This window comes from Amycolatopsis benzoatilytica AK 16/65, assembly GCF_000383915.1.
GTDB lineage: Bacteria > Actinomycetota > Actinomycetes > Mycobacteriales > Pseudonocardiaceae > Amycolatopsis > Amycolatopsis benzoatilytica.
In genome coordinates this window covers 768,654-789,146 of record NZ_KB912942.1, presented here as the reverse complement: position 1 = coordinate 789,146, position 20,493 = coordinate 768,654, and the positions used below count along the sequence as shown (strand labels likewise).

Annotated in this window: 20 protein-coding genes; 8 read left to right on the top strand and 12 right to left on the bottom strand. The window is 69.4% G+C overall.

Annotated features, from left to right (window positions below):
* Positions 1–33 precede the first annotated feature (33 nt).
* The 3 genes from AMYBE_RS0103705 (at position 34) to AMYBE_RS0103695 (ending at position 4,913) form a co-directional block, all read left to right on the top strand.
* Positions 34–2,166, top strand: a complete 2,133-nt coding sequence (locus AMYBE_RS0103705) for an ABC transporter ATP-binding protein (protein ID WP_020657992.1) — start codon at positions 34–36, stop codon at positions 2,164–2,166.
* Positions 2,167–2,206: 40 nt separating this feature from the next.
* Positions 2,207–3,898 (top strand): ABC transporter family substrate-binding protein, encoded by a 1,692-nt coding sequence (locus AMYBE_RS0103700; protein WP_027927347.1) that lies wholly within the window; start codon positions 2,207–2,209, stop codon positions 3,896–3,898.
* A gap of 79 nt (positions 3,899–3,977) precedes the next feature.
* Positions 3,978–4,913: a DUF3592 domain-containing protein gene (locus AMYBE_RS0103695; protein WP_020657990.1), complete on the top strand. Its 936-nt coding sequence runs from the start codon at positions 3,978–3,980 to the stop codon at positions 4,911–4,913.
* A gap of 93 nt (positions 4,914–5,006) precedes the next feature.
* On the opposite strand, the gene AMYBE_RS0103690 is transcribed toward AMYBE_RS0103695, so the two are convergent.
* The 4 genes from AMYBE_RS0103690 to AMYBE_RS40850 are packed head-to-tail and all read right to left on the bottom strand — an operon-like array spanning position 5,007 to position 7,182.
* On the bottom strand, positions 5,007–5,975 hold the full coding sequence (locus tag AMYBE_RS0103690) for a phosphotransferase family protein (RefSeq protein ID WP_020657989.1): 969 nt from the start codon (positions 5,973–5,975) through the stop codon (positions 5,007–5,009).
* A 21-nt stretch (positions 5,976–5,996) separates the two neighbouring features.
* On the bottom strand, positions 5,997–6,368 hold the full coding sequence (locus AMYBE_RS0103685) for a hypothetical protein (protein ID WP_020657988.1): 372 nt from the start codon (positions 6,366–6,368) through the stop codon (positions 5,997–5,999).
* A gap of 23 nt (positions 6,369–6,391) precedes the next feature.
* A complete protein-coding gene (locus AMYBE_RS0103680; protein ID WP_020657987.1) occupies positions 6,392–6,595 on the bottom strand; it encodes a hypothetical protein in 204 nt (67 codons plus the stop codon).
* Positions 6,592–7,182 carry a hypothetical protein gene (locus AMYBE_RS40850; RefSeq protein WP_020657986.1) on the bottom strand — a complete coding sequence of 197 codons (591 nt, stop codon included), beginning with the start codon at positions 7,180–7,182 and terminating at the stop codon, positions 6,592–6,594. Before AMYBE_RS40850 ends, AMYBE_RS0103680 begins: the two co-directional genes overlap by 4 nt.
* 109 nt (positions 7,183–7,291) lie before the next feature.
* Between AMYBE_RS40850 and AMYBE_RS0103670 the strand changes: the two genes are divergently transcribed.
* Genes AMYBE_RS0103670 through AMYBE_RS0103660 form a run of 3 tightly spaced genes read left to right on the top strand, consistent with a single transcriptional unit; the run spans position 7,292 to position 10,624 of the window.
* Positions 7,292–8,476: a sensor histidine kinase gene (locus AMYBE_RS0103670; protein WP_051124623.1), complete on the top strand. Its 1,185-nt coding sequence runs from the start codon at positions 7,292–7,294 to the stop codon at positions 8,474–8,476.
* On the top strand, positions 8,473–9,126 hold the full coding sequence (locus tag AMYBE_RS0103665; protein ID WP_020657984.1) for a response regulator: 654 nt from the start codon (positions 8,473–8,475) through the stop codon (positions 9,124–9,126). Before AMYBE_RS0103670 ends, AMYBE_RS0103665 begins: the two co-directional genes overlap by 4 nt.
* A 40-nt stretch (positions 9,127–9,166) precedes the next feature.
* A complete protein-coding gene (locus AMYBE_RS0103660; RefSeq protein WP_020657983.1) occupies positions 9,167–10,624 on the top strand; it encodes an APC family permease in 1,458 nt (485 codons plus the stop codon).
* 19 nt (positions 10,625–10,643) lie between these two features.
* Here the strand turns inward: AMYBE_RS0103660 and AMYBE_RS0103655 are convergent, their stop codons facing one another.
* Positions 10,644–11,348 carry an NAD(P)-dependent oxidoreductase gene (locus AMYBE_RS0103655; RefSeq protein WP_154676111.1) on the bottom strand — a complete coding sequence of 235 codons (705 nt, stop codon included), beginning with the start codon at positions 11,346–11,348 and terminating at the stop codon, positions 10,644–10,646.
* On the opposite strand from AMYBE_RS0103655, the gene AMYBE_RS0103650 reads away from it, so the two are divergent.
* Positions 11,347–11,727 carry a winged helix-turn-helix transcriptional regulator gene (locus AMYBE_RS0103650; RefSeq protein WP_020657981.1) on the top strand — a complete coding sequence of 127 codons (381 nt, stop codon included), beginning with the start codon at positions 11,347–11,349 and terminating at the stop codon, positions 11,725–11,727. The two genes, AMYBE_RS0103655 and AMYBE_RS0103650, sit on opposite strands and share 2 nt — an antisense overlap.
* On the opposite strand, the gene AMYBE_RS0103645 is transcribed toward AMYBE_RS0103650, so the two are convergent.
* From AMYBE_RS0103645 to AMYBE_RS0103635, 3 genes are all read right to left on the bottom strand, one after another.
* Positions 11,709–12,449, bottom strand: coding sequence for a DUF6885 family protein (locus AMYBE_RS0103645; protein WP_020657980.1), 741 nt, complete (start codon positions 12,447–12,449; stop codon positions 11,709–11,711). The genes AMYBE_RS0103650 and AMYBE_RS0103645 overlap by 19 nt on opposite strands.
* A complete protein-coding gene (locus AMYBE_RS0103640; protein WP_020657979.1) occupies positions 12,437–13,789 on the bottom strand; it encodes a type I glutamate--ammonia ligase in 1,353 nt (450 codons plus the stop codon). The genes AMYBE_RS0103645 and AMYBE_RS0103640 overlap by 13 nt, the downstream gene beginning before the upstream one ends.
* Positions 13,790–13,851: 62 nt before the next feature.
* The gene (locus AMYBE_RS0103635) at positions 13,852–14,652 is read right to left on the bottom strand and encodes an EamA family transporter (RefSeq protein ID WP_020657978.1); all 801 of its coding nucleotides are present in this window, start codon (positions 14,650–14,652) and stop codon (positions 13,852–13,854) included.
* A gap of 340 nt (positions 14,653–14,992) precedes the next feature.
* Between AMYBE_RS0103635 and AMYBE_RS43770 the strand changes: the two genes are divergently transcribed.
* Positions 14,993–15,172, top strand: a complete 180-nt coding sequence (locus AMYBE_RS43770; RefSeq protein ID WP_027927345.1) for a DUF7455 domain-containing protein — start codon at positions 14,993–14,995, stop codon at positions 15,170–15,172.
* Positions 15,173–15,333: 161 nt separating this feature from the next.
* Here AMYBE_RS43770 and AMYBE_RS0103625 read toward each other — a convergent pair whose 3' ends face one another.
* The 4 genes from AMYBE_RS0103625 to AMYBE_RS0103610 form a co-directional block, all read right to left on the bottom strand.
* Entirely contained in the window at positions 15,334–16,503 is a 1,170-nt protein-coding gene (locus AMYBE_RS0103625; RefSeq protein ID WP_020657977.1) for an ROK family transcriptional regulator, read from the bottom strand.
* A gap of 22 nt (positions 16,504–16,525) precedes the next feature.
* Positions 16,526–17,959, bottom strand: a complete 1,434-nt coding sequence (locus tag AMYBE_RS0103620) for a sugar ABC transporter permease (protein ID WP_020657976.1) — start codon at positions 17,957–17,959, stop codon at positions 16,526–16,528.
* 17 nt (positions 17,960–17,976) lie between these two features.
* Positions 17,977–18,750, bottom strand: a complete 774-nt coding sequence (locus AMYBE_RS0103615; protein WP_020657975.1) for an ATP-binding cassette domain-containing protein — start codon at positions 18,748–18,750, stop codon at positions 17,977–17,979.
* Between the two features lie 192 nt (positions 18,751–18,942).
* Positions 18,943–20,076 (bottom strand): sugar ABC transporter substrate-binding protein, encoded by a 1,134-nt coding sequence (locus AMYBE_RS0103610; RefSeq protein ID WP_020657974.1) that lies wholly within the window; start codon positions 20,074–20,076, stop codon positions 18,943–18,945.
* Between the last annotated feature and the right edge of the window lie 417 nt (positions 20,077–20,493).

Below are 20,493 nucleotides of genomic sequence, written 5' to 3'. Positions count from 1 at the left end.
CACCGCCGACGTACTTTTTCCCGCGGAGGCGAAATGAGCACCGCACTCGAACTGAGCGCGGAAACGGGCAAGCCCACCGGCACCGTGCTCGAGGTCTCCGACCTCGAAGTGTCCTTCCCGTCCGAGTCCGGCCGCGTGCACGCGGTGCGCGGGCTGAACTACCAGGTCGCGGCGGGCGAGGTGCTCGGCATCGTCGGCGAGTCCGGCTCGGGCAAGTCCGTGTCGTCGCTCGCGGTGATGGGGCTGCTGCCGCCGCAGGCCCGGGTTTCCGGCTCGATCCGGTTCCAGGGCGAAGAGCTGATCGGCAAGTCCGACACCTCGCTGTCGAAGATCCGCGGCAAGAAGATCTCGATGGTCTTCCAGGACCCGCTGTCGGCGCTGACCCCGGTGTACACCGTGGGCGCGCAGATCGCCGAGGCGCTGCTGGTGCACGCCAAGGGCTCGATGACCAAGCAGCAGGCCAACAACCGGGCGGTCGAACTGCTCGACCTGGTCGGCATCCCGAACGCCGCGGCGCGAGCGAAGGCGTTCCCGCACGAGTTCTCCGGCGGCATGCGCCAGCGCGCGGTGATCGCCATCGCGATCGCCAACGACCCGGACCTGATCATCGCCGACGAGCCGACCACCGCGCTCGACGTGACGGTGCAGGCTCAGGTGCTGGAGGTGATGAAGACGGCGCAGGAGGTCACCGGAGCCGGCATCGTGATCATCACCCACGACCTCGGCGTGGTCGCCGGGTTCGCCGACCGGCTGATGGTGATGTACGCCGGGCGCGCGGTCGAGCAGGGTCCGGTCGACACGATCTACGCCCAGCCGCGGATGCCGTACACGCTGGGGCTGCTCGGTTCGATCCCCCGCGTGGACGCGCGGGAGAAGCAGCCGCTGGTCCCGATCGAGGGCCAGCCGCCGTCGCTGGTGGACCTGCCGCGGGGCTGCCCGTTCGCGCCGCGCTGCCCGCTGGCGATCGACGCCTGCCGCACGGCCGAGCCCGAGCTGTTCACGATCACGCCGGGCAACCCGAACGCGCCGGTCGACACGACGCACCGGGCCGCCTGCATCCGTACCGAAGAGCTCGAACGCACCGACGCGGACGCCGCCGAGGTGTACGGGGCCGAGGTGATCGAGGAGGCCGCGGTCGCTTCGGTGCCGCGGACGCAGCGCTCGACCGTGCTGGACGTGCGGGACCTGCAGAAGCACTACGCGGTGTCCAAGGGCACCGTGTTCAAGCGCAAGGTCGGCACGGTGCGCGCGGTCGACGGGATCACCTTCGACATCGTCGAGGGCGAAACCCTGGGCCTGGTCGGCGAATCCGGCTGCGGCAAGTCGACCACGCTGATGGAGATCCTGGAGCTGGCCGCGCCCGCGCACGGTTCGGTCGCGGTGCTCGGCAAGGACGTCGCGAAGCTCGCGGGCAAGGACCGCAAGTCGATCCGCCGCGACCTGCAGGTGGTGTTCCAGGACCCGATGGCCGCGCTCGACCCGCGGCTGCCGATCGGCGAGATCATCGCCGAGCCGATGGTCACCCACGGCATCGCCAAGGCGGCGATCGACAAGCGGGTTCCGGAGCTGCTGAAGCTGGTCGGCCTGCGCGGCGAGCACGCCGACCGGTACCCGGCGGAGTTCTCCGGCGGGCAGCGCCAGCGCATCGGCATCGCTCGGGCGCTCGCGCTGGAGCCGAAGCTGATCGTGCTCGACGAGCCGGTGTCCGCGCTCGACGTGTCCATCCAGGCCGGCGTGATCAACCTGCTGGACGAGCTGAAGGCCAAGCTGGGCCTGTCCTACCTGTTCGTGGCGCACGACCTGTCGGTGGTCCGGCACATCGCGGACCGGGTGGCGGTGATGTACCTGGGCAAGATCGTCGAGATCGGCGACGTCCGCACGGTTTTCGAGGCGCCGCAGCATCCCTACACGCAGGCGCTGCTGTCCGCGATCCCGATCCCCGACCCGGCCAAGGAGCGCGAGCGCGGCCGGATCATCCTCACCGGCGACCTGCCCAGCCCGGCGAATCCCCCGTCTGGCTGCCGGTTCCGCACCCGGTGCTTCGTCTTCTCCCAACTGTCCGAAGAGGACAAGAAGAAGTGCGTCGACGTCGAACCCCCGCGCGAATCCCGCGCGCAGGACCACGACGTGGCGTGCCACTACGCCAAAACCCGCGAAGTTGTGTAGCCACAATCCGTTGGCACACCAGAAGAAGGAAGGTAGACACATGCGACGGAGAATGGCCGCACTCGTGGCCCCCGTTGCCGCTCTGGGGCTCCTGCTCGCCGCTTGCGGCGGCGGCAGCGGCAGCGACGGCAAAGGGCTGCAGGACACCGGCACGTCGAGCGTCAAGACCGCGGACATCAACGAGCAGCCGCTGGACAAGCTGAAGGACGGCGGCGACTTCAAGTGGCCGGTCGACCAGCTGCCGGACAACTGGAACTACAACGAGGTCGACGGCACGGTCCTGGACGGCGCCAGCATGTTCGGTGCGATCCTGCCCTACCCGTTCCCGCAGAACGCGGACTCGACGGTCGGCCTGGACAAGAACTACCTGACCTCGGCCGAGATCGTCAGCAAGGACCCGCAGGTCATCGAGTACAAGATCAACCCGAAGGCCAAGTGGAGCAACGGGCGCCAGTTCTCCTGGGAGGACTTCGCCGCGCAAGCCAAGGCGCTCAACGGCAAGGACACCGCCTACCAGGTCTCCAGCACCACCGGCTACGAGGACATCACCAAAGTCGAAAAGGGCACTGACGACCTTGACGTCAAGGTGACCTTCGGCAAGCACTTCGCGGAGTGGAAGTCGCTGTTCTCGCCGCTGTACCCGAAGGAGCTCAACAGCGACGCGAACACCTTCAACAAGGGCTGGGCGCAGAAGGCGCTGATCACCGCGGGCCCGTTCAAGATCAAGAGCGTCGACCCGACGGCGAAGACCGCGGTCTTCGAGCGCGACCCGAACTGGTGGGGTGACAAGCCGAAGCTGGACACCGTGACCTACAAGGTCGTGGACCGTCCCGCGCTGGCGGATGCGTTCGCCAACGGGCAGATTGACTACTACCCGCTGAACAACGACATCAACGCGTTCAAGCGGGCCCAGGCGGACCCGAACGCGGTGGTGCGCCAGTCGGCCTACCCCGACTACACGCACATGACGCTCAACGGTGCCTCGTCCTCGATCCTCGCGGACAAGGACCTGCGGCTGGCGGTCATGCGCGGCGTCGACACGGTGACCATCGCCAAGTCGATCCTCGGCCAGATGCAGAAGGACACCACGCCGATCGGCAACCACCTGTACCTCAAGGGTTCGAAGACCTACGAGGACAACAGCGGCCCGTACAAGTTCGACCAGAACGCGGCCAAGGCCGAGCTGGACAAGCTGGGCTGGAAGCAGTCCGGCGACCTGCGCGCCAAGGACGGCAAGCAGCTGAAGCTGCGCCTGGTGATCCCGACCGGCACCCCGATCAGCCAGCAGACCGCCCAGATCCTGCAGTCGCAGCTGAAGGCGATCGGCGTGGGCATCGACATCGTCGCGGTCCCGTCGACCGAGTTCTTCAAGAACTACGTGAACGTCGGCAACTTCGACCTCACGCTGTTCCGCTGGATCTCGAACTCGTTCCCGATCGGCGGCAGCAAGGGCATCTACTACCTGGACCCGAAGAACATCAACCAGAACTACGGCCGCATCGGCGACGACCAGCTGAACCAGCTGCTCGACAAGGCGGCCCAGGAACTGGACGACACGCAGCGCGCCGCGGACATCAACGCCGCGGACAAGGAGATCTGGGCGCTGGGCCACCAGCTTCCGATCTTCCAGTCGGTCGGTGCCTTCGCCGTTCGCAAGACGGTGGCCAACTTCGGTTCGCCGGGCTACGCGAACAACCCGTACGACTACCCCAAGATCGGGTTCATGAAGTGACCTTCCCCTAGCGGGAACGAAGGAGCGGCGCGGACTCCCCGCGCCGCTCCTTCCTTTTTAGACAGTTAAGGTGAGATCTGTGCGGAAGTTCCTGCAGCTGCGGCCGATACGGCACATCCTCGCGGCGAGTGCGCTGGTGTTCCTCGCGTGCGCGGTGGTGTTCGTGGTGCAACTGCTGGAGTACAACGGCACCCGTGCCCGGCTGCAAGGGTTGAGCGCGAACGCGGTCGGCGTCGTGGCCCGCGTCGACGACAGCACGATCACCGTGCGGTTCCCGGTACCCGACCAGCCGGAGGCGAGCGCAGCGGTCGAGCTGGACACCACTCCCCCGGCGCTCGGCGCCAAGGTCCCGGTCCGCTACGACCCGGCGGCGCCGTCCCGCGCGGTCGCCCCCGGCGCGACCCCGCTGGTCACCGCCGACCGGGCGAGCACCTACGCGACGGTCACTGTCGTGTCGGCGCTGGCGATGCTGGCAGTGGACGGATTCCTGATTTTCACGCGCTTCGTGCAGCCGTCGCGGCGGAAGCCGGGTGCCTCGGTGCCCATGCGGCGGCTGAAGGTCCAGCGCGGTTTGCTGACCCGCTCGTGGCTGGAGACCGACACCGCGACGCCGAAGTGGATCCCGGTGTACTTCTCGCCGGCTCTGATCGGCCTGCCCTCCCCGGCACGAGTCGAGGTATTGGGCGACCTCCGTACCGACCGGCACGTCGCGGTCCGCATCGACGGCGAAGTGCTGTACCCGGCAGGTGCGGTGCGCACGACCGAGCCGCGCGGCCGCCGAACGGACAACCCGTCCGCCCCGGACGAGGCACGGGCGGCCGCAGCTGCCAGCCCGGTCGGGCTGCCGCGGCAGTTCCGGGCAGACCTGCCGGCCCTGGCCGTAGCACCGGTCGTAGGCGCCTTCTGGGCTTTCGTGGACGGAAGCGGCTTGGCCGGCTGGCTGACCGTCACCGTGCTGATCGCGGCCTTCGGCTTCTGGTGGGCCGCTCTGCGCGGCTCAGACCCTTCTCTCTGATCCCCGGTTTGGTCCGTGAAGGGAACATTGAGGGACTCAGAGTCCCTCAATGTTCCCTTCACGGCTTCCCGGCACCGACCGCTGCCGAGACGGTCAAGCCAGCTCGGCCAGCACCTCGGCCATCTCCGGATAGGACTCCTCGACCCGCCCTTCCTTGCCCAGCCGCTGCCGCTCCAGCCGCACCGCACCGATGTGCCGGGCCCGGTAGTACAACCCCCGCCGCCGAGCCTCCGGCGAGGACGAAGGCCGCCCGTAGGTGTCCCAGAACGCGTCCCGCTCCGTCCCCGGCTTCGCCGACGCCATGTGGACAGTCCAATCCGCCGCCGGATCTCCCCACCAGCTGCGGTCGTGGTCGAACACCCCGACGATGTCCAGCTCCGGCGTCAGCATCACGTTCACATGCCACAGATCTCCGTGCAGCAGCCGCGGCTCGGTGATCTCGTCGAGCAGGTCGGCATCCCGCGAAGCGCACGCCGCGACCTCCCGCAGATCGGCCCCGTCGAGCCCGGCGTCCTCGGCATCCTCGGCGTTGTCCAGGAAGTACGAGACCAGCGCCTCGCTCCAGCTCTCGAAGTGCGGCCCCGCCACCAACCCGAAGCCCGGCCCGCGCACCTCGTGGATCGCCCGGGTGATCTCGCCGAGCCGGTGGAAATACGGCACCCGCGCGGCCGGCTCCCGCGCGGACAGCATTTCCGGCCCGGGCTGGCCCGGCAGCACCTCCTGCAGAACGTAGTCGCGGCCGATCGCCTGATGGGTGAAATCGGCCGCGAGAGTCCTCGGCAACAACGCGCCAATCGGTGCGAAATACGGTGCGGCAAAGTACTCGTTGCGCATGAATTCGTGCTCGATCCGCGTCTGCCGTGCGGGTTCCGGGGCGACGCGCAGAATCACCGGACCGTCGGCGAGCTCGACCCGGTAGGTCGTGTTGTACCCGCCCCAGCCGAGCTCGACCGCGGAGCGGGCACTGCTGCCCAGCATCCGGCGGCACACGAGTTCGATCTGATCCGCGGTGAGAGATCGCTGGAACGCGTCGGCAGGCCGGTCTTTGGGCTGGAAGTCCACCCGGGCATCCTGCCACCCCGCTCAGGAGAGCACGAATCCTTTACGGCTCAGCGATTCCTCCAGCCGCAGCCGTTCCAGGTCCCGTTCGATCCCTTCCGGGACCGCGGCGAACCGGTCCGCCACGCCGATTTCCCGGCAGGCCGTGACCAGCAGTTCGTCGTACGCCTGCCGGGCGCCGATCCGGCGCGCCGCGGGCGTTCCGGGCGGCAGCGCGGCCAGCGTCCGGCGAACCCGGCGCAGATCCGCGGCCACCTGCTCGATCGGCGGACCGGACGGCACCGGAGCGGCGCGGCGCAGCCGCCGGCACAGCGCGGGCAGGCGCAGCACCGCCCAGCACAGCGCCGAAGGCGCCACGCTGACCACGGCAAACAGCACGACCGGCCCAGTCGCCATGTCTTCGAGGATACCTCCGGCGCTCAGCCGCGACGGCGTTTCCGGGCTTGGTGCGCGAACAGCACCGCCACGCCCGCGGCGAGCAGGACGAGGCTCGCGACGACGTGGAACTGCGCGGGCAGGACGTGCAACTGGACGAACCAGCTCGGGTGGCCCGCCCCGGCGAGCCGGTTGATCAGCCCGCCGCCGCCCTGCACCACCAGCAGGATGCCGATCAGCTCGATCATCGGCGCGCGTCTTCTTTCCGCTCCGAGACGTCCGCTTTCTTCCTGGACGAGCCGAACACCTGCTGCCACAGCGGACCGGCCAGGAACCAGACCGCGATGACCGCGCCCAGTTGCGGCAGCCAGCCCCACAGCGGCGCGGCCTGCTCCGGATTGCCGACGATCAGGATCGCGAGCAGCAGCAGCCCGGCGCTGATCGCGCAGGCCAGCACGCATTTCGCCCATTCTCGCCACTCGTGGCGGGCCTTCGCCGCCCCGGCCGGCTTGACCGGGGCCGGCCCGCCGGAGAACCGGTGCGCGAACCGGACGTCGGCCCAGCGCACCATCGACGGACCGAACACCACCGAGAAACCCAGGTAGACCGCGGCCAGGCCGTGCATCGCGCTCGGCGTCGCGCCATCGAGCAGGTCGAGCACGGTGACCACCAGCAGCACCAGGTCCACCACCGGCACCAGGGTCAGCAGCACCGCACCGGCCTTCGGCTTCCGCAGCGCGTAACGGGTCACCAGACCAGCCGCGATGAAAAGCCAGAAGCCGATCTCGCACGCGACGATCGCGACGGTCAGCGGGCTGTCCAGAATCACGTCCATGCTTCCACTCTCGCGCCTGCGGACGGGCGCGCGCGTCACCGGACAGCACGATCGGGGAGTCATCATTTCGTAGGACGCATACCGCGGCGCAGTGTGCTGTCATGGTCGGGTGCGACTGCGAGACGTCCCCCGGCCGCGCGACCTTCCGGTGTGGCAGCAGAACGCTCTCATCGCGCTGGCCGTGTTCGCGGGCGGCACGCTGGTGTACCTCTCCGGCATCCACCGGCTGCAGCCGGGCGGCGACGTGTGCCCGCTCTGGGTCCGCTTCGCCGAGCTGGCCGCGATGTGCGCGACCTCGTTCCTGCGCCGGAAAGTGCCGTGGGGGCTGCTGGTCGCGACCGCGGTGCTGGCCGTCGACATCACCCTGGGCCCGTCGCTGCCGATCGTCGTCGCGTACACGGATTTCCTCTACACCGCGATGCTTTACGGCTCCCGCCGGACGAACCGGGTGCTGATCGGCATCACCGCCGCGGCCGCGCTGACCGTGCTGTTCGGATTCCTCGCCGGGTCCGGCTGGCGCGCGGCGATGCTCGGCGCGTTCAGCATGCTGTCCTTCCTGCTGGTCCCGGTGTGGTGGGGCGCGAACGTGCGCCAGCAGAGCGACATCGCGGCGACCGAACGCGCCAACGCCGAGCAGCTCGCCACCATCGCCGTGCTGGACCGGCAGGCGGCGGTGGCGGCCGAACGCTCGCGGATGGCCCGCGACCTGCACGACGTCATCGCCGGGCACCTGTCCGCCATCGCCATCCAGTCCGAAGCCGCACTGTCCATGGCGGACGATCCGAAAACCGCGCAGGCCGTGCTCGTCGCGGTGCGGGAGAACAGCGTGCGCGCGCTGGAGGAAATGCGCGCGATGATCGGCCTGCTGCGGTCGGAGTCCGCCACCGACGAAGTGACCGCGCCGGCCCGCCTCGCCGAACTGACCCGGCTGGTCGAATCCGCCCGGGCGGCCGGCATGACCGTCCTGGTCGATTCCGCTGTGGACGACAGCGTCGCGCTGCCGACCGCGGTGGATCTGACCGCGTACCGGATCGCGCAGGAGGCGCTGACCAACGCGGTCAAACACGCGCCGGGCGGCCAGGTGACGGTGAAGCTGCGGGTAGCCGAAGGCGCACTGACTGTCGAAATCAGCAACGAACTGCCCGGCGAAGCGCCGCGGTCGAACGGCACCGGGCACGGGTTGCCCAGCATGCGCGAGCGCGCGCACGCCGTCGGCGGCACGCTGCAGGCAGGTCCGTCCGGGCCAGGCTGGCTGGTCCACGCCGTGCTCCCGCTCGCCGAAGGAAGACCATGACCATCCGAGTCCTCGTCGCGGACGACCACGGGGCCATCCGCGCCGGGCTCGCCCTCATCCTCGGCAACGCCGACGGCATCGAAGTGGTCGGCGAAGCCTCCGACGGAGAGGTCGCGCTGCGTCAGGCCCGCGCGCTGCGGCCGGACGTGGTCCTGATGGACGTGCGGATGCCGGGCACCGACGGGATCACCGCCACCCGCCAGCTGATCGCCGAGGGCCTCGCCGAGGTCCTCGTGCTCACCACCTTCGACCTCGACGAATACGTGCACGCCGCGCTGCGCGCCGGGGCCGCCGGGTTCCTGCTGAAATCGGTCGAGGCACCCCGGCTGATCGAGGCCGTCCGGCTCGTCGCGGCCGGCGAAGGGGTGCTCGCGCCGCAGGTCACGAAGCGGCTGATCAGCGCGTTCGCCAGTGCTCCGGCGTCGCGCCCGGCGCTGCCGGCCGGCCTCGCCGAGCTGACCGAACGCGAGCGCGAAGTCCTCGGCTGTCTCGGCGCGGGCTCGTCGAACGCCGAGATCGGCACGCGGCTGTTCATCGGCGAAGCGACGGTGAAGACGCATGTGTCGCGGGTGCTGGCCAAACTCGGCCTGCGCTCCCGGGTCCAGGCAGCCATCCTCGCCCAGGACCACGGAATCGAGCCACCCGGTTAGCCGATCTGCGCGGACCGCCGTGACCTTCTAACGTTCTCCCATGGGTGTGCGGAGAACTCTCGACGTCGACGAGGTACTGAAGCGCCAAGACTCCGGCGAGCTGAAACGGCGGCTGCGGGGACGCGACCTGGTCGGGTTCGGTGTCGGGATCATCATCGGCACCGGCATCTTCACCCTCGCCGGGGTCGAAGCGAAGACACACGCCGGGCCGTCGGTCACGCTGTCGTTCGTGATCGGTGCGGTGGTCGCCGGGCTCGCCGCGCTCTGCTACGCCGAACTGGCGTCCAGCGTGCCGACCGCGGGCAGCGCCTACACCTATGCGTTCGCGACGCTCGGCGAGGTCTTCGCCTGGATCATCGGCTGGGACCTGCTGCTGGAGTTCGCACTCGGTGCGTCGGTGGTGTCCCGCAGCTGGTCCAGCTACCTGGCCAATCTGCTCGGGCTGTCGCCGCAGTGGTTCGGCGAGGAAGCGACCGTCAACATCGGCGCGGTGCTGATCATCGCGGTGCTGACAGTGGTCGCGGTGGTCGGCATCAAGGAGTCCGCGTGGCTCACGAACCTGCTGGTGCTGGTGAAGGTCGCGGTGTGCGTGCTGATCCTCGCGGTCGGCGTCTTCTTCGTGAAAAGCGCGAACCTCAGCCCGTTCATTCCGCCCGCACAGCCGCCGTCGAGCAGCCCGAACGCACTGCATCAGCCGGTGGTCCAGGCCGCGCTCGGCCTCGAGCAGTCGGTATACGGCATCGCCGGCATGGTCACCGCCGCCGCGGTCGTGTTCTTCGCCTACACCGGGTTCGAAGCGCTCGCGAACCTCGGCGAAGAGACCCTCAACCCGCGCAAGGACCTCCGCGTCGGCATTCTCGGCGCGCTGGCGGTGTGCGCGGTGCTCTACCTCGGGGTGTCGGTCGTGCTCACCGGCATGGTCCCCTACACCGAGATCGACACCGGCGCGCCGCTCGCGGCCGCGTTCGACCGGGTCGGCCAGCACTGGATCGGCGCGCTCATCTCGCTCGGCGCGGTCACCGGCCTGACCTCGGTGATGATGGTCGAACTGGTCACCATCGGCCGGATCGGCTTCGCGATGGGCCGCGACGGACTGCTGCCGAAAGCGATCGGCACCGCACACCCCCGCTGGGGCACTCCGCACCGGATGACGATCATCGGAGCGGCGCTGATCGCCGTGCTGGCCGCGCTGGTGCCGATCTCGGCACTGGCCGACATGGTCAGCATCGGCGCGCTGTCCGCGATGATCATCGTCGCGCTGGCGGTGCCGGTGCTGCGCAAACGCCGTCCGGATCTGCACCGGCCGTTCACCGTGCCGTTCTCGCCGGTGCTGCCGATCATCGCCGCGCTGGCGTGCTTCTACCTGATGCTGAACCTCGACGTGCTGACCTGGCTCCGGTTCGCCGCCTGGCTCGTGCTCGGGCTGCTGATCTACTTCTTCTACGGCCGCAAGCATTCCCGGTATGCGGAGAAGAAAACGGAGTCGGAGAAGTCGTAGTCCGCGCACCGGGAACACGTCAGGCCACGGCCAGGTGAACGCGGTGGTGCTGCGGATTCTCGATCTCGTCCAGCAGCGCCACCGCGAAGTCCGGGTAGGAGATCCGAACCGAGAGATCGCCGTGGTCACGGATTTCGTATCGGCCGGTCCGTGCTCCCTCGTGATCGAAGTCGCCGGACGGGCTCACGTACACCCAGTCCAGCGCCCCGCCGTCGGCCGCCAGCACCGCCAGCCCGGCCGCGTGCGCCTCGCAGAACGGCCGGAACTCGGCGGGAATCGCGTCCAGCAACGGGACGCCGTCGGCACCGGTCAGCAGCGCGGAAAGCCCGACGGTGACCAGCCGCGCCACGCCGGCCTCCCGCAGCCCCCTGATCAGAGCGCGGGCAGAGCCGGTGAAGAACGCGTCCGGGTCAGTGCCTGCGCCATACACCGCCGCAGCGGTGATGACGCTGTCGTGGCCGGCCGCCAAGGCCGCGACGTCCGCCGCGTTCGTGACGTCGCCCGCGACGGCGCCCAAATCGGCGTAGCGCGAGGGGTCGCGGACGACCGCCGTGACGTCGTGTCCGCGGCGGCGCGCCTCGGCGACCGCCTGCCGTCCGGCCCGGCCGCCTGCTCCGAAGATGACGATCTTGCTCATGGTGGGAATACCTCCTGGAGACTCGGTGCTCTGGAAGGTATCCAGGGAGCCGGTTCCCTCCGGGATACTGCGACAGGAGACCGCCATGCCGGTTCGGCAGCCATTGCCGCCTGATCTGTTCGAAGAGCTGTGCCCGTCGACCCTGGTGCCGTTCCGGTTCACGGACAAGTGGGCGGCGCTCGTCCTGCGCTGCCTTGACGACGGGCCGCGCCGGTTTTCCGAGTTGCGGGTACCGCTGCGACGGGTCACGCCGAAGGTGCTCACCCAGTCGCTGCGCAACCTGGAACGCGCGGGTCTCGTCTCCCGTACCGTGCACGCCGATCCGGCGCTCGGCGTGGAGTACGCGATGACTCCGCTGGGCCGCAGCATGATGGCGCCGCTGCAGGGGTTGTACGACTGGGTCGCCGAGCACTGGGAAGAGCTGCTCGACGCGCAAGAGCGCTTCGATCAGCGCAGCCCTGCGTAACGCGCGGCCTGCGCCAACACGGCCTCGTGAACGGAATCGGCTACCAGCAACACCGACTCCAGCCCCGCCGCGACCCACTCCACCGGCTGGTCGTGCACGCCGTTGTCGCCGAGTTCGGGGTAGGTGTCGACAAGGGACAGCAAGGTGCCTTCCGCGCCCAGCCGCACACCGGCGATCAGGACGTGATGCGGCGCGGGCGGCCGCCACCGGTTCGTCCACAGTGGAGGAACTCCGGTGTCGAGATAGTCCAGCAGCGCGCGCTCGGGCGTATCCGGCGAGCCCAGTTCCGCCGGGTCGAGCCGAGCCAGCACGGCGACCCGCGGCAGCTCCCACAAACCCAGCAGCAGATCCGACACCGTCTCCGGGCGCCACTCCCCCGCCGCCGGGACCACCGCCAGCCGGCCGCCGGACAGCCGACGGATCGCCGCGGCCAAGCCTCGCACGGAAGTGCCGGATGCTTCGCCGAGCGGTACCGCAAGCCGGAAGTCGTTGCGGGGCAAGGCTCCTTCTGGCGGCGCGATGGCCGCGCGCACGGTACCGGCGGCGATCGCGACTTCGTCCTGGTCGAGCACCGGGATCCCCGCCGCGCGCAACGCCACCAGCGCCGTGAAGGCCGCCGCGAGACCGTCCTTCTGCGGCAGTTCGGCACGCGCTTCGGCCACCAGTTGTGCGCCGCCCGGCAGCCAATGGACGTCGGAAAGCCCCGTATTCAGTACCGCCACAGATGCGCCGCCACGATCTCCTCGGGTGCCCGCTGCGCGGCCCAGGCCGCGTCCGAAGCACGCACCGCCCGGAACGCGCCGAGCAGTTCGTTGCCCAAAACCCCCGCTATCCGCGGATTCGCCAGCAGCGCACTGTCCTGTTCGGACGTATGCGCGGGCAGCGGCAGCACGCCCCGGGTGTCCCGCTCGCCTTCGCTCCAGCTTCCCGGGTCCTCCGCGATCGGTTCCGGCGGCACCACCGACTCCGCGATACCGGCCGTCCCGGCAGCGAGGACCACGGCCAGCGCGAGATACGGATTGGCGGACGCGTCCGACGTCTTCAGCTCGATATTCGCGTGATCGACGCCCAGCAACGCCGACCCCGGGACGTACCGCAGCGGTGCCTCGCGGTTCTCCACGCCCCAGAACGCATAGGCGCCGGCGAAGAACCCCGGCCGCAGCCGCATCGTCGACGGGACGCTCGGCGCGGTGATCGCGGTCAGCGCGGGCAGATCCCGCAGCAGCCCGCCGACGTAACCCGCGCCTTCGCCCTCCGGAACACCTGGACCGGTCAGGAGATTGCGGTCTTTTCGCCAGACGGAAGTGTGCAGGTGCCAGCCGTTTCCCGCGGTGGCGAGCCCGACCAGCGGCGCGAAACTGGCCGCGAGACCGTGTGCGCGCGCGGCCGCGTGGATGGTCTGACGGGCGAGCAGCTGATCGTCGGCCGCGGCGACCGGATCGGTGGCGGCCAGCGAGAGTTCCAGCTGCGCCACGCCGTACTCCGCGTGCAACTGGCCGATCCGCAGGCCGTTCGCGGCGAAATCGTGCAGCAGCGTGGCCACGAACTCGTCGAGGCCGACCAGCGCGTGCGGGCTGTAGGCCGGTCCGGGATGCCCAGGGGCGGACATCACGTCCGCGCTGCCGGCTGGCGTGACCATGAACTCCAGCTCGTACCCGGCGCGGAATTCGAGCCCCTGCGCCGCTGCCTCGGCGACCTGCCGCTCCAGCACCGAACGCTGGCAGTAGGGCCAGGGCGACCCGTCCGCGGCGACCTGCCGCACCGGCGCCCAAGCGAGCGCGGGCTGCCCGGCGAGCCTGCGCAGCCGCTCCACCACCGGGACGAGCCGGATGTCGCCGGACGGCGTGCCGAGGCCGGAGTGGGCGTAGGTGATGGCGTCGTGGCTGTCGAACACCGCGAACAGCGAGGTCGCGCCTACCCCGCGGACCGCAGCGTCGGCCAGCCCGCCGATCGGGACGATCCGCGAACGCGGGATTCCGTTGTTGTCCGCCCACGACAGGTGGACGCCGCTGACCCCCGCCGCGGCCAGGTCCTTCGCCGCCGCCGACGCCGCCTTGGTCATGACGAACCTCCTCGCGCCCCCCAGTATCGCGGCCGACGGCCCGGCAAGCCATCCGCGGCTGTTCAGCCAGGAGGTTCCGTGATCGGACCGGTGTCTTCCCGGCTGCGCAACGCGACCCCGGCTATCACCGCGACGGTCCCGAGCGACTCCACGACGCCAGGCACTTGAGCGAGCACCACGAACCCGACCACGCTCGCGGTCACCGGCAGCAAGGCCAGCAGCACCGCGAAGCGCGCCCGGCCCAGCCGACGCAGAACGACCTGGTCCAGCCCATAGGGAACGACGGTAGACAGCACGCCGACCCCGATTCCGAGCACCAGCATTCGTGGCGAACCCCACACCTGGGCGGCACCGAGCGCGAGCGGGGAGAGCAGGACCGTCGCCACCACGAACCCGACCGCGAGCGAATCGATCCCGTCCCCGCCGATCGCGACCCGCTTCCCCAGCACGATGTACGCCGCCCAGGCAGCCGCCGCGGCCAGCGCGAACACCAGGCCGAGCAGGCTGCCCGCGATCCGCACGTCGGCGATCGCGACCACCCCGGCGGCCACCAGCCCGAGTGCGATCGCATCGCGCCGGTTTCGGGACCCGATCGCGGCGACGGCCACCGGGCCGGCGAACTCCAGCGCGACGACGGTGCCCAGCGGCAACCGCGCGATGGCCTCGTAGAAGACCACGTTCATCCCGGCGGTGACGACGCCGAAAGTGCCCGCGAGCAGCAGTCTCCTGCCCCGCCATGCCTCCTTCGGTGGTCTACGCCACACCAGGAGCACCATGGCCGCGCCGAGGCAGCGCAGCCAGGCGACTCCGGACGGAGAAGCGTGCCCGAAAAGACCGACCGCGACGGCCGCTCCGGCATACATCGAAATTCCGCTGAGAACGAACAAGACCGGAGCCGGAATCCTGCCAAGGCGTTTCCCGGAGAGTGCGAAGCCCACTCCGGCATGGTGCCTGACCACGGAAAACGCACACAGTCGGGCGGCTTGCTCCTACAGGATGAGATTCCGCTGCGGCAACCGGGCTAATTCGGGGTGACGCACCTCCCACCGGCGCGGGAACACTTGCGGGCCGCCAAACGTCTGCAACAGTAGAAGCACGAACACCGCGGAGCCGGACGCGATCCCGCCGAAGGCATCAGGACCGAAGTGGGCGTAGCTGGATCGAGGCACCGGGCGACCGGTGCCGGGACGGAGGGAGACCCCCATGACAACGCCGACGCTCACCCGCCCCGAATTGACCGCCCTCGACCGATGCGACCGGTGCGGAGCAGCAGCACAGGTACGCGCTGTCCTTAGCTCAGGAGGCGAGCTGCTCTTCTGCGGGCACCACGCCCGTGAGCACGAGGCCAAGTTGAAGGAACTGGCCGCGGAGATCCAGAAGTAGTCCACCCGTCCGATTCGTTTCGCCCGAGAGGCGGCAAGCGCGTTGCGCTTGCCGCCTCTCGGGCTTTCCGGGCCCGTCCCGGCACCGTGCCCGTCCGTGAAGGGCCCGTTGAGGGAATTGGATTCCCTCAACGGGCCCTTCACGGACGGGCGAAGCGGCGGTCAGACGGTGTCCAGCACCATTTCGAAGGCAACTTCGGCGGCGCCCAGCAGCTTGACGTCCGCGCCTAGGGCGGAGCTGACGATCCGGGTACCGCCCGCGGCTCGGGAGACCAGGCTTCGCCGCTTGACCTCGTCGGTGATCGAGCGGATCAGCGAGTCGGGCAGCACGGTCAGGAGGTCGCCCAGCACCACCAGTTCCGGGCCCAGCAGGTTGACCACGTTGAGCAGGCCGAGGGTCAGCCACTCTGCGTACTCGTGCAGGCGTTCCGCTGCGGCAACCGGGTCCTGCGCCAGCTCTCGCAGCTCCACCAGGATTGCGCCCCGGGTGGTGTCTGCCGGCAGGCCCAGCGCACGGCAGAGGGCGGCCTCGCCGATTTCCGTTTCCCAGCAGCCGCTGCTGCCGCAGTAACAGGGGCTGCCGCCGGGGCGGATGGCCATGTGCCCGATCTCGCCCACGTAGCCGGCTCCACCTCGCAGGGACGAGCCCTGGGAGATCACGCCGCCGCCCACGCCCACGTCCGCGGACACGTAGACCGAGTCCGACGAGCCGCGGGCGGCTCCTCGCAGGTGTTCGGCCACCGCGCCCAGTTCCGCGTCGTTGGCCACCAGCACCGGGATGCGCAGGACGGCGGACAACCGGTCCCCCAGCGCCACGTTGGTCCAGCGCAGGTTGGGGGCCTCGTGGACCAGGCCGTCGGCCCGGCGCACCACGCCGGGCACCGAAACTCCGACCCCGGCCGGTTCCAGGTCCAGGTCCGCGGCCAGGACCCGGGCCGATTCGATCACGTGCGTGATCACCTCGTCCGGGGTCCGGGTGCGGGCATGCAGGTTCCAGCTGTTACGGCCCAGGATCTGCCCGCCCAGCCCGACCAGTGCGATGGCCACGTGCTCTACCTGCACGTCGACCGCCAGCACCACCGCCGCGTGCGGCTGGGGCAGGACCAGGAGCGAGGGGCGGCCCGCCCCTCGCCCTGGCCTCGGCACCCTCTCCTCGACTACCCCGGCTTCCGCCAGGCCGTCGACGAGCGTCTTGATGGTGCTCCGGTTGAGCCCGAGTTCGGTGGCCAGCGCCGCCCGGGTGCTGGGCCCGCCGACGTGCAGCAGTCGCAACAGTGTGGTGCGGTTGTGCCGACGCACCTCGTCCGGGCGGGCGACGGGCGAGCTGCTCACCGGATCATCTTCCCATCAGCCCTCAGCGTGCGGACGACTCAGCCCGCCGACGCGACAACGCGTCCACCGTCGCGGCCAGCATCAGCACCAGACCGGTGACGATGTTGACCACCGCGGGCGGCTGCTGGAGCAGACCCAGTCCGTTGTTGACGATCGCCAGCACCGCGCCACCGATGACGGCGTCGATGATCCGGCCCTTGCCGCCGAACAGCGACGTTCCGCCGATCACCGCGGCGCCGACCGCGAACAGCAGCGTGTTCAGGCCACCGGCCTGTGCGTTCACCGCGCCCAGCTTCGACGAGTAGACGATCGCGCCGATCGCCGCGAACGACGAGCTGATCACGAACACGCTGGTGCGCATCTTCGGCACGTTGATGCCGGCCCGGCGCGCCGCTTCCTTGTTGCCGCCCACCGCGTACAGGTAACGTCCGTACCGCGTGCGGTTGAGCACGTAGGTGCCCGCGACCAGCAGGACCAGGACGATCGGCACCACATACGGCACGCCTTGGATCACCACGAGGCTGTTCGACGCCCGGTTGACGGTGAGCAAGTAGGTCGCCACCGCCGCGATGACCGCGACAGCGCCGACCTTCGCCAGCACGATCGCCGTCGGCTGCACCACGAGCCCGCGCTTCCGCCGCGAGAAGTGCTGTCCGAGCGCGAGCAGGGCGTAACCGCCGGCGGCGACCACGAACATCACCCAGCTGCCCAGCACCGAAAGGTTGCCGTTGGCGACCGCGTTGAGCGTGTCGTTCGTGCTGATCGGCAGCGTGCCGCCCTCTCCGACGAACTGCAGGATCACGCCCTGCCACACGATGAACAGCGCCAGCGTGACGACGAACGACGGCATGCCGATCTTCGACACCAGGAAACCGGTGATGCAGCCGATCGCGGTGCCGGTGCAGATCGCGATGACCATCTCGACCCATGCGTTCACCGGCGCGCCGATCAGGATCACCACGATACCGACGAGGGCGATCGCCGCTCCGGCCCAGATCCTCTGCAGCAGCGCCAGCACCACGGCGAGCACGAGCACCGCGAGGAACGTGATGAACACGCCGGTGCCCATGGAGCCCAGCAGGTTTCCATTGTGGACGTAATGCAGCGCCATCAGCGACGCGCACACGCCGGACGCGGTGCCCGCGGACAGGTCGATCTCGCCCAGCAGCAGCACGAACACGATGCCCATCGCGATGATGGTCTGGCCCGCGCCCTGCGCCAGCAGGTTCGCGATGTTGCGCAGCGTGAAAAAGTCACCGGACAACGCGCTGAACAGGATCGCGAGCACGATCACGCCGAGCACGGCGGGAATCGAGCCGAGCTGCCCGGCCTTCATCCGCGCGAAGTAGTCCCGGATCGCCTCGCCGGTGGACATCGAAGTGGTGTCGATGCCGAAGTCGGTGATCGCCCCGGAGGGCGCGTCCGGCGTCTGCGGCTTCTCGGAAGTTTCGGTCATGGCAGGTTCTTTCTCGGTCACAGCGCGACAGCTTCGGGACGGGCCAGGCCGAGGTCGCCCGACCGGCCGGCGGTGATGAGTTCGACGACCTGGCCGTGCGTGACGTCGCTGGTCTGGACCTCCGCGACGAGCCGGCCGAGGTAGAGCACGTTGATCCGGTCGGCCACCTCGAACACGTCGGCCATGTTGTGGCTGATCAGCACCACGCCGAGGCCCTGTTCGGCCAGCCGGCGCACCAGGTCGAGCACCTGCTTGGTCTGCGCCACGCCGAGCGCGGCGGTCGGCTCGTCCAAGATGACGACTTTGCTGTTCCACAGCACCGATTTCGCGATCGCGACGGTCTGCCGCTGCCCGCCGGACAGCGCGGAAACCAGGCTGCGGACGGACTTCACCGTGCGCACGCCGAGCGAGGCCAGCGTCTCGCGCGCAGCCTTCTCCATGCTGGCCTCGTCGAGCAGCCAGCTGTTGCCGCGTTCGCGGCCGAGGAACATGTTCTGCACGATGTCGAGGTTGTCGGCCAGCGCGAGGTCCTGGTAGACGACCTCGATGCCGAGCTCGGCGGCGTCCTTCGGACCGTGAATGTGCACCTCCGCGCCGTCGAACCGGACCGAACCGGTGTCGTACGGGTGGATGCCTGCGATGCATTTGACCAAAGTGGACTTGCCGGCCCCGTTGTCGCCGACGAGCGCGGTCACTTCGCCCGCCCGCACGGTGAAGTCCACGTCGTGCAGGACGTGGACCGGGCCGAAACTCTTGTTCAGGCCGGTGATGTCGAGAATGGGCTCGCTCATGGGTTCGCTTGTCTCTCGCGTGGGGACCGAGCCGGGACGCGTGTCAGAGGAACGCGTCCCGGCCCGGTTGCTCTGGCGGGGAGTTGCTGATCCGGCCAACGCGGGCCGATTCCGAAGCGGCAGGTAACCGTCGCGGCGGAGTCGTTCGGCCGTGGCGGTGGCCGGACCAGCAACTTTCAGCACAGTAAGGCGTCAGGAGATGCCGTACTGGGTGCACTTGGCGGCGAGGTCGCCGGTGCAGATCGCGGACGCCTTGACGTAGCCCGCGGAGACCACGGTCTTGATGTCCTTGACGGTGATCAGCTGCGGCGTGAGCAGCACCGACTTCAGGTCGCGGTTGTTCTTCGGGTCGTGCAGCTTGCCGGTCGCGATCGCGTCCGCCGCTGCCTTGTCGCCCTTGGCCAGCGCCGCGGCCAGCTTCGCGGTGTTGTCCGCTTCTTCCTTGATCGGCTTGAAGATGGTCAGCGTCTGGTCGCCGCGCAGGATCGCCTGCAGACCGGCCGCGGTCGAGTCCTGGCCGGTGACCGGGACCTTGCCGTTGAGGCCGTTCTTCTTCAGCACGGTGATCACCGCACCGGCCAGCTCGTCGTTCGCCGCGAGGACGCCGTCGACCTTGCCGTTGACCCGGGTGAAGATCTGCTCGAAGGTGGTGCCGCCGACCTGGGCGTCCCAGTTGTCGATGGCCTGCTTCTGCACGAGCTTGAGCGCGCCCGAGTCGTACAGCGGCTTCAGGATCTTGTCGTGGCCCGCGGCGAACAGGGTCGCGTTGTTGTCCGTCGGCGCGCCCTCGATCTGCACCACGTTCGCGCCCGGCTTGCTCTTCAGCGCGTCCGCCAGGCCCTGCGCCTGAAGTTCGCCGACCTTCTCGTTGTCGAACGAGACGTAGTAGTCGGCCGAACCGCCGAGGCTCGGACGGTCGTAGTCGATGACCGGGATGCCCGCGGTCTTCGCCTTGGCCTCGATCGCCGCGCCGACCGCCGGGTCGGACGGGGCGATGATCAGCACCTTGACGCCCTGGCTGATGAAGCCGTCGGCGAGGGTGGAGAACTTCTGGTTGTCGCCCTGGGCGTTCTCGATGTCCGCGCTGAAGCCCTGCGCGGAGAGCGCAGCCTGCAGCATCGGCTTGTCGAAGGCTTCCCAGCGAGCAGAGGTGGCGGTCTCCGGAAGGATCACGCCGACCTTGCCGTTGGCGCCGCCGCCCGCCGGAGCCGACGCGGAGCTGTTGTTCCCTGAGTTCCCGGAACCTGAGCTGTTCGCGCCGCACGCGGTCAGCGCCAAGCCGGCGCTCACCGTCGCGGCGAGGAGGGTAAGGGTTCTGGTGCGCATCCTCGTTCCTTCTCCGATCATGCTCGCGGGGTGATCCGGAGAAGGCCCCGGTGCACCGTCGCACATATGTTGTGGCCGACAACATATGCCGCCGAACGGCCCGAGGGAAGACAGTCTGATCGATTAACTGACACCAAATGGACACGGTTCGGCAACACGGGCCCGAATGGCGGTGCACGGCGACGGAGTGACCGCCGCCACGCACGCTGCGTGACGACCGGCCGTCCGGTTTCGTCGGTGCGCGCGACCGAGCCGCCCAGGCGGGAGCAGGCGAACGGACTGTCGACGCGTCCTACCAGGACAAAAACCGGACAAGCGCGGGTGACGGGCAACCAGGCACGGTCAGCGTGCCCGCCGGAATGACGGGCACGCTGCGTAGCTTGCGGAGAATCGCGTCAACCTCGAGAGCTGACCGGA

Coding starts and splice junctions, on each gene's coding strand:
- AMYBE_RS0103705 (WP_020657992.1), top strand. CDS start 34: ATGAGCACCGCACTCGAACTGAGCGCGGAAACGGGCAAGCCCACCGGC.
- AMYBE_RS0103700 (WP_027927347.1), top strand. CDS start 2,207: ATGCGACGGAGAATGGCCGCACTCGTGGCCCCCGTTGCCGCTCTGGGG.
- AMYBE_RS0103685 (WP_020657988.1), bottom strand. CDS start 6,368: ATGGCGACTGGGCCGGTCGTGCTGTTTGCCGTGGTCAGCGTGGCGCCT.
- AMYBE_RS0103680 (WP_020657987.1), bottom strand. CDS start 6,595: ATGATCGAGCTGATCGGCATCCTGCTGGTGGTGCAGGGCGGCGGCGGG.
- AMYBE_RS40850 (WP_020657986.1), bottom strand. CDS start 7,182: ATGGACGTGATTCTGGACAGCCCGCTGACCGTCGCGATCGTCGCGTGC.
- AMYBE_RS0103665 (WP_020657984.1), top strand. CDS start 8,473: ATGACCATCCGAGTCCTCGTCGCGGACGACCACGGGGCCATCCGCGCC.
- AMYBE_RS0103660 (WP_020657983.1), top strand. CDS start 9,167: ATGGGTGTGCGGAGAACTCTCGACGTCGACGAGGTACTGAAGCGCCAA.
- AMYBE_RS0103650 (WP_020657981.1), top strand. CDS start 11,347: ATGCCGGTTCGGCAGCCATTGCCGCCTGATCTGTTCGAAGAGCTGTGC.
- AMYBE_RS0103655 (WP_154676111.1), bottom strand. CDS start 11,348: ATGGCGGTCTCCTGTCGCAGTATCCCGGAGGGAACCGGCTCCCTGGAT.
- AMYBE_RS0103640 (WP_020657979.1), bottom strand. CDS start 13,789: ATGACCAAGGCGGCGTCGGCGGCGGCGAAGGACCTGGCCGCGGCGGGG.
- AMYBE_RS0103635 (WP_020657978.1), bottom strand. CDS start 14,652: ATGTATGCCGGAGCGGCCGTCGCGGTCGGTCTTTTCGGGCACGCTTCT.
- AMYBE_RS43770 (WP_027927345.1), top strand. CDS start 14,993: ATGACAACGCCGACGCTCACCCGCCCCGAATTGACCGCCCTCGACCGA.
- AMYBE_RS0103620 (WP_020657976.1), bottom strand. CDS start 17,959: ATGACCGAAACTTCCGAGAAGCCGCAGACGCCGGACGCGCCCTCCGGG.
- AMYBE_RS0103615 (WP_020657975.1), bottom strand. CDS start 18,750: ATGAGCGAGCCCATTCTCGACATCACCGGCCTGAACAAGAGTTTCGGC.
- AMYBE_RS0103610 (WP_020657974.1), bottom strand. CDS start 20,076: ATGCGCACCAGAACCCTTACCCTCCTCGCCGCGACGGTGAGCGCCGGC.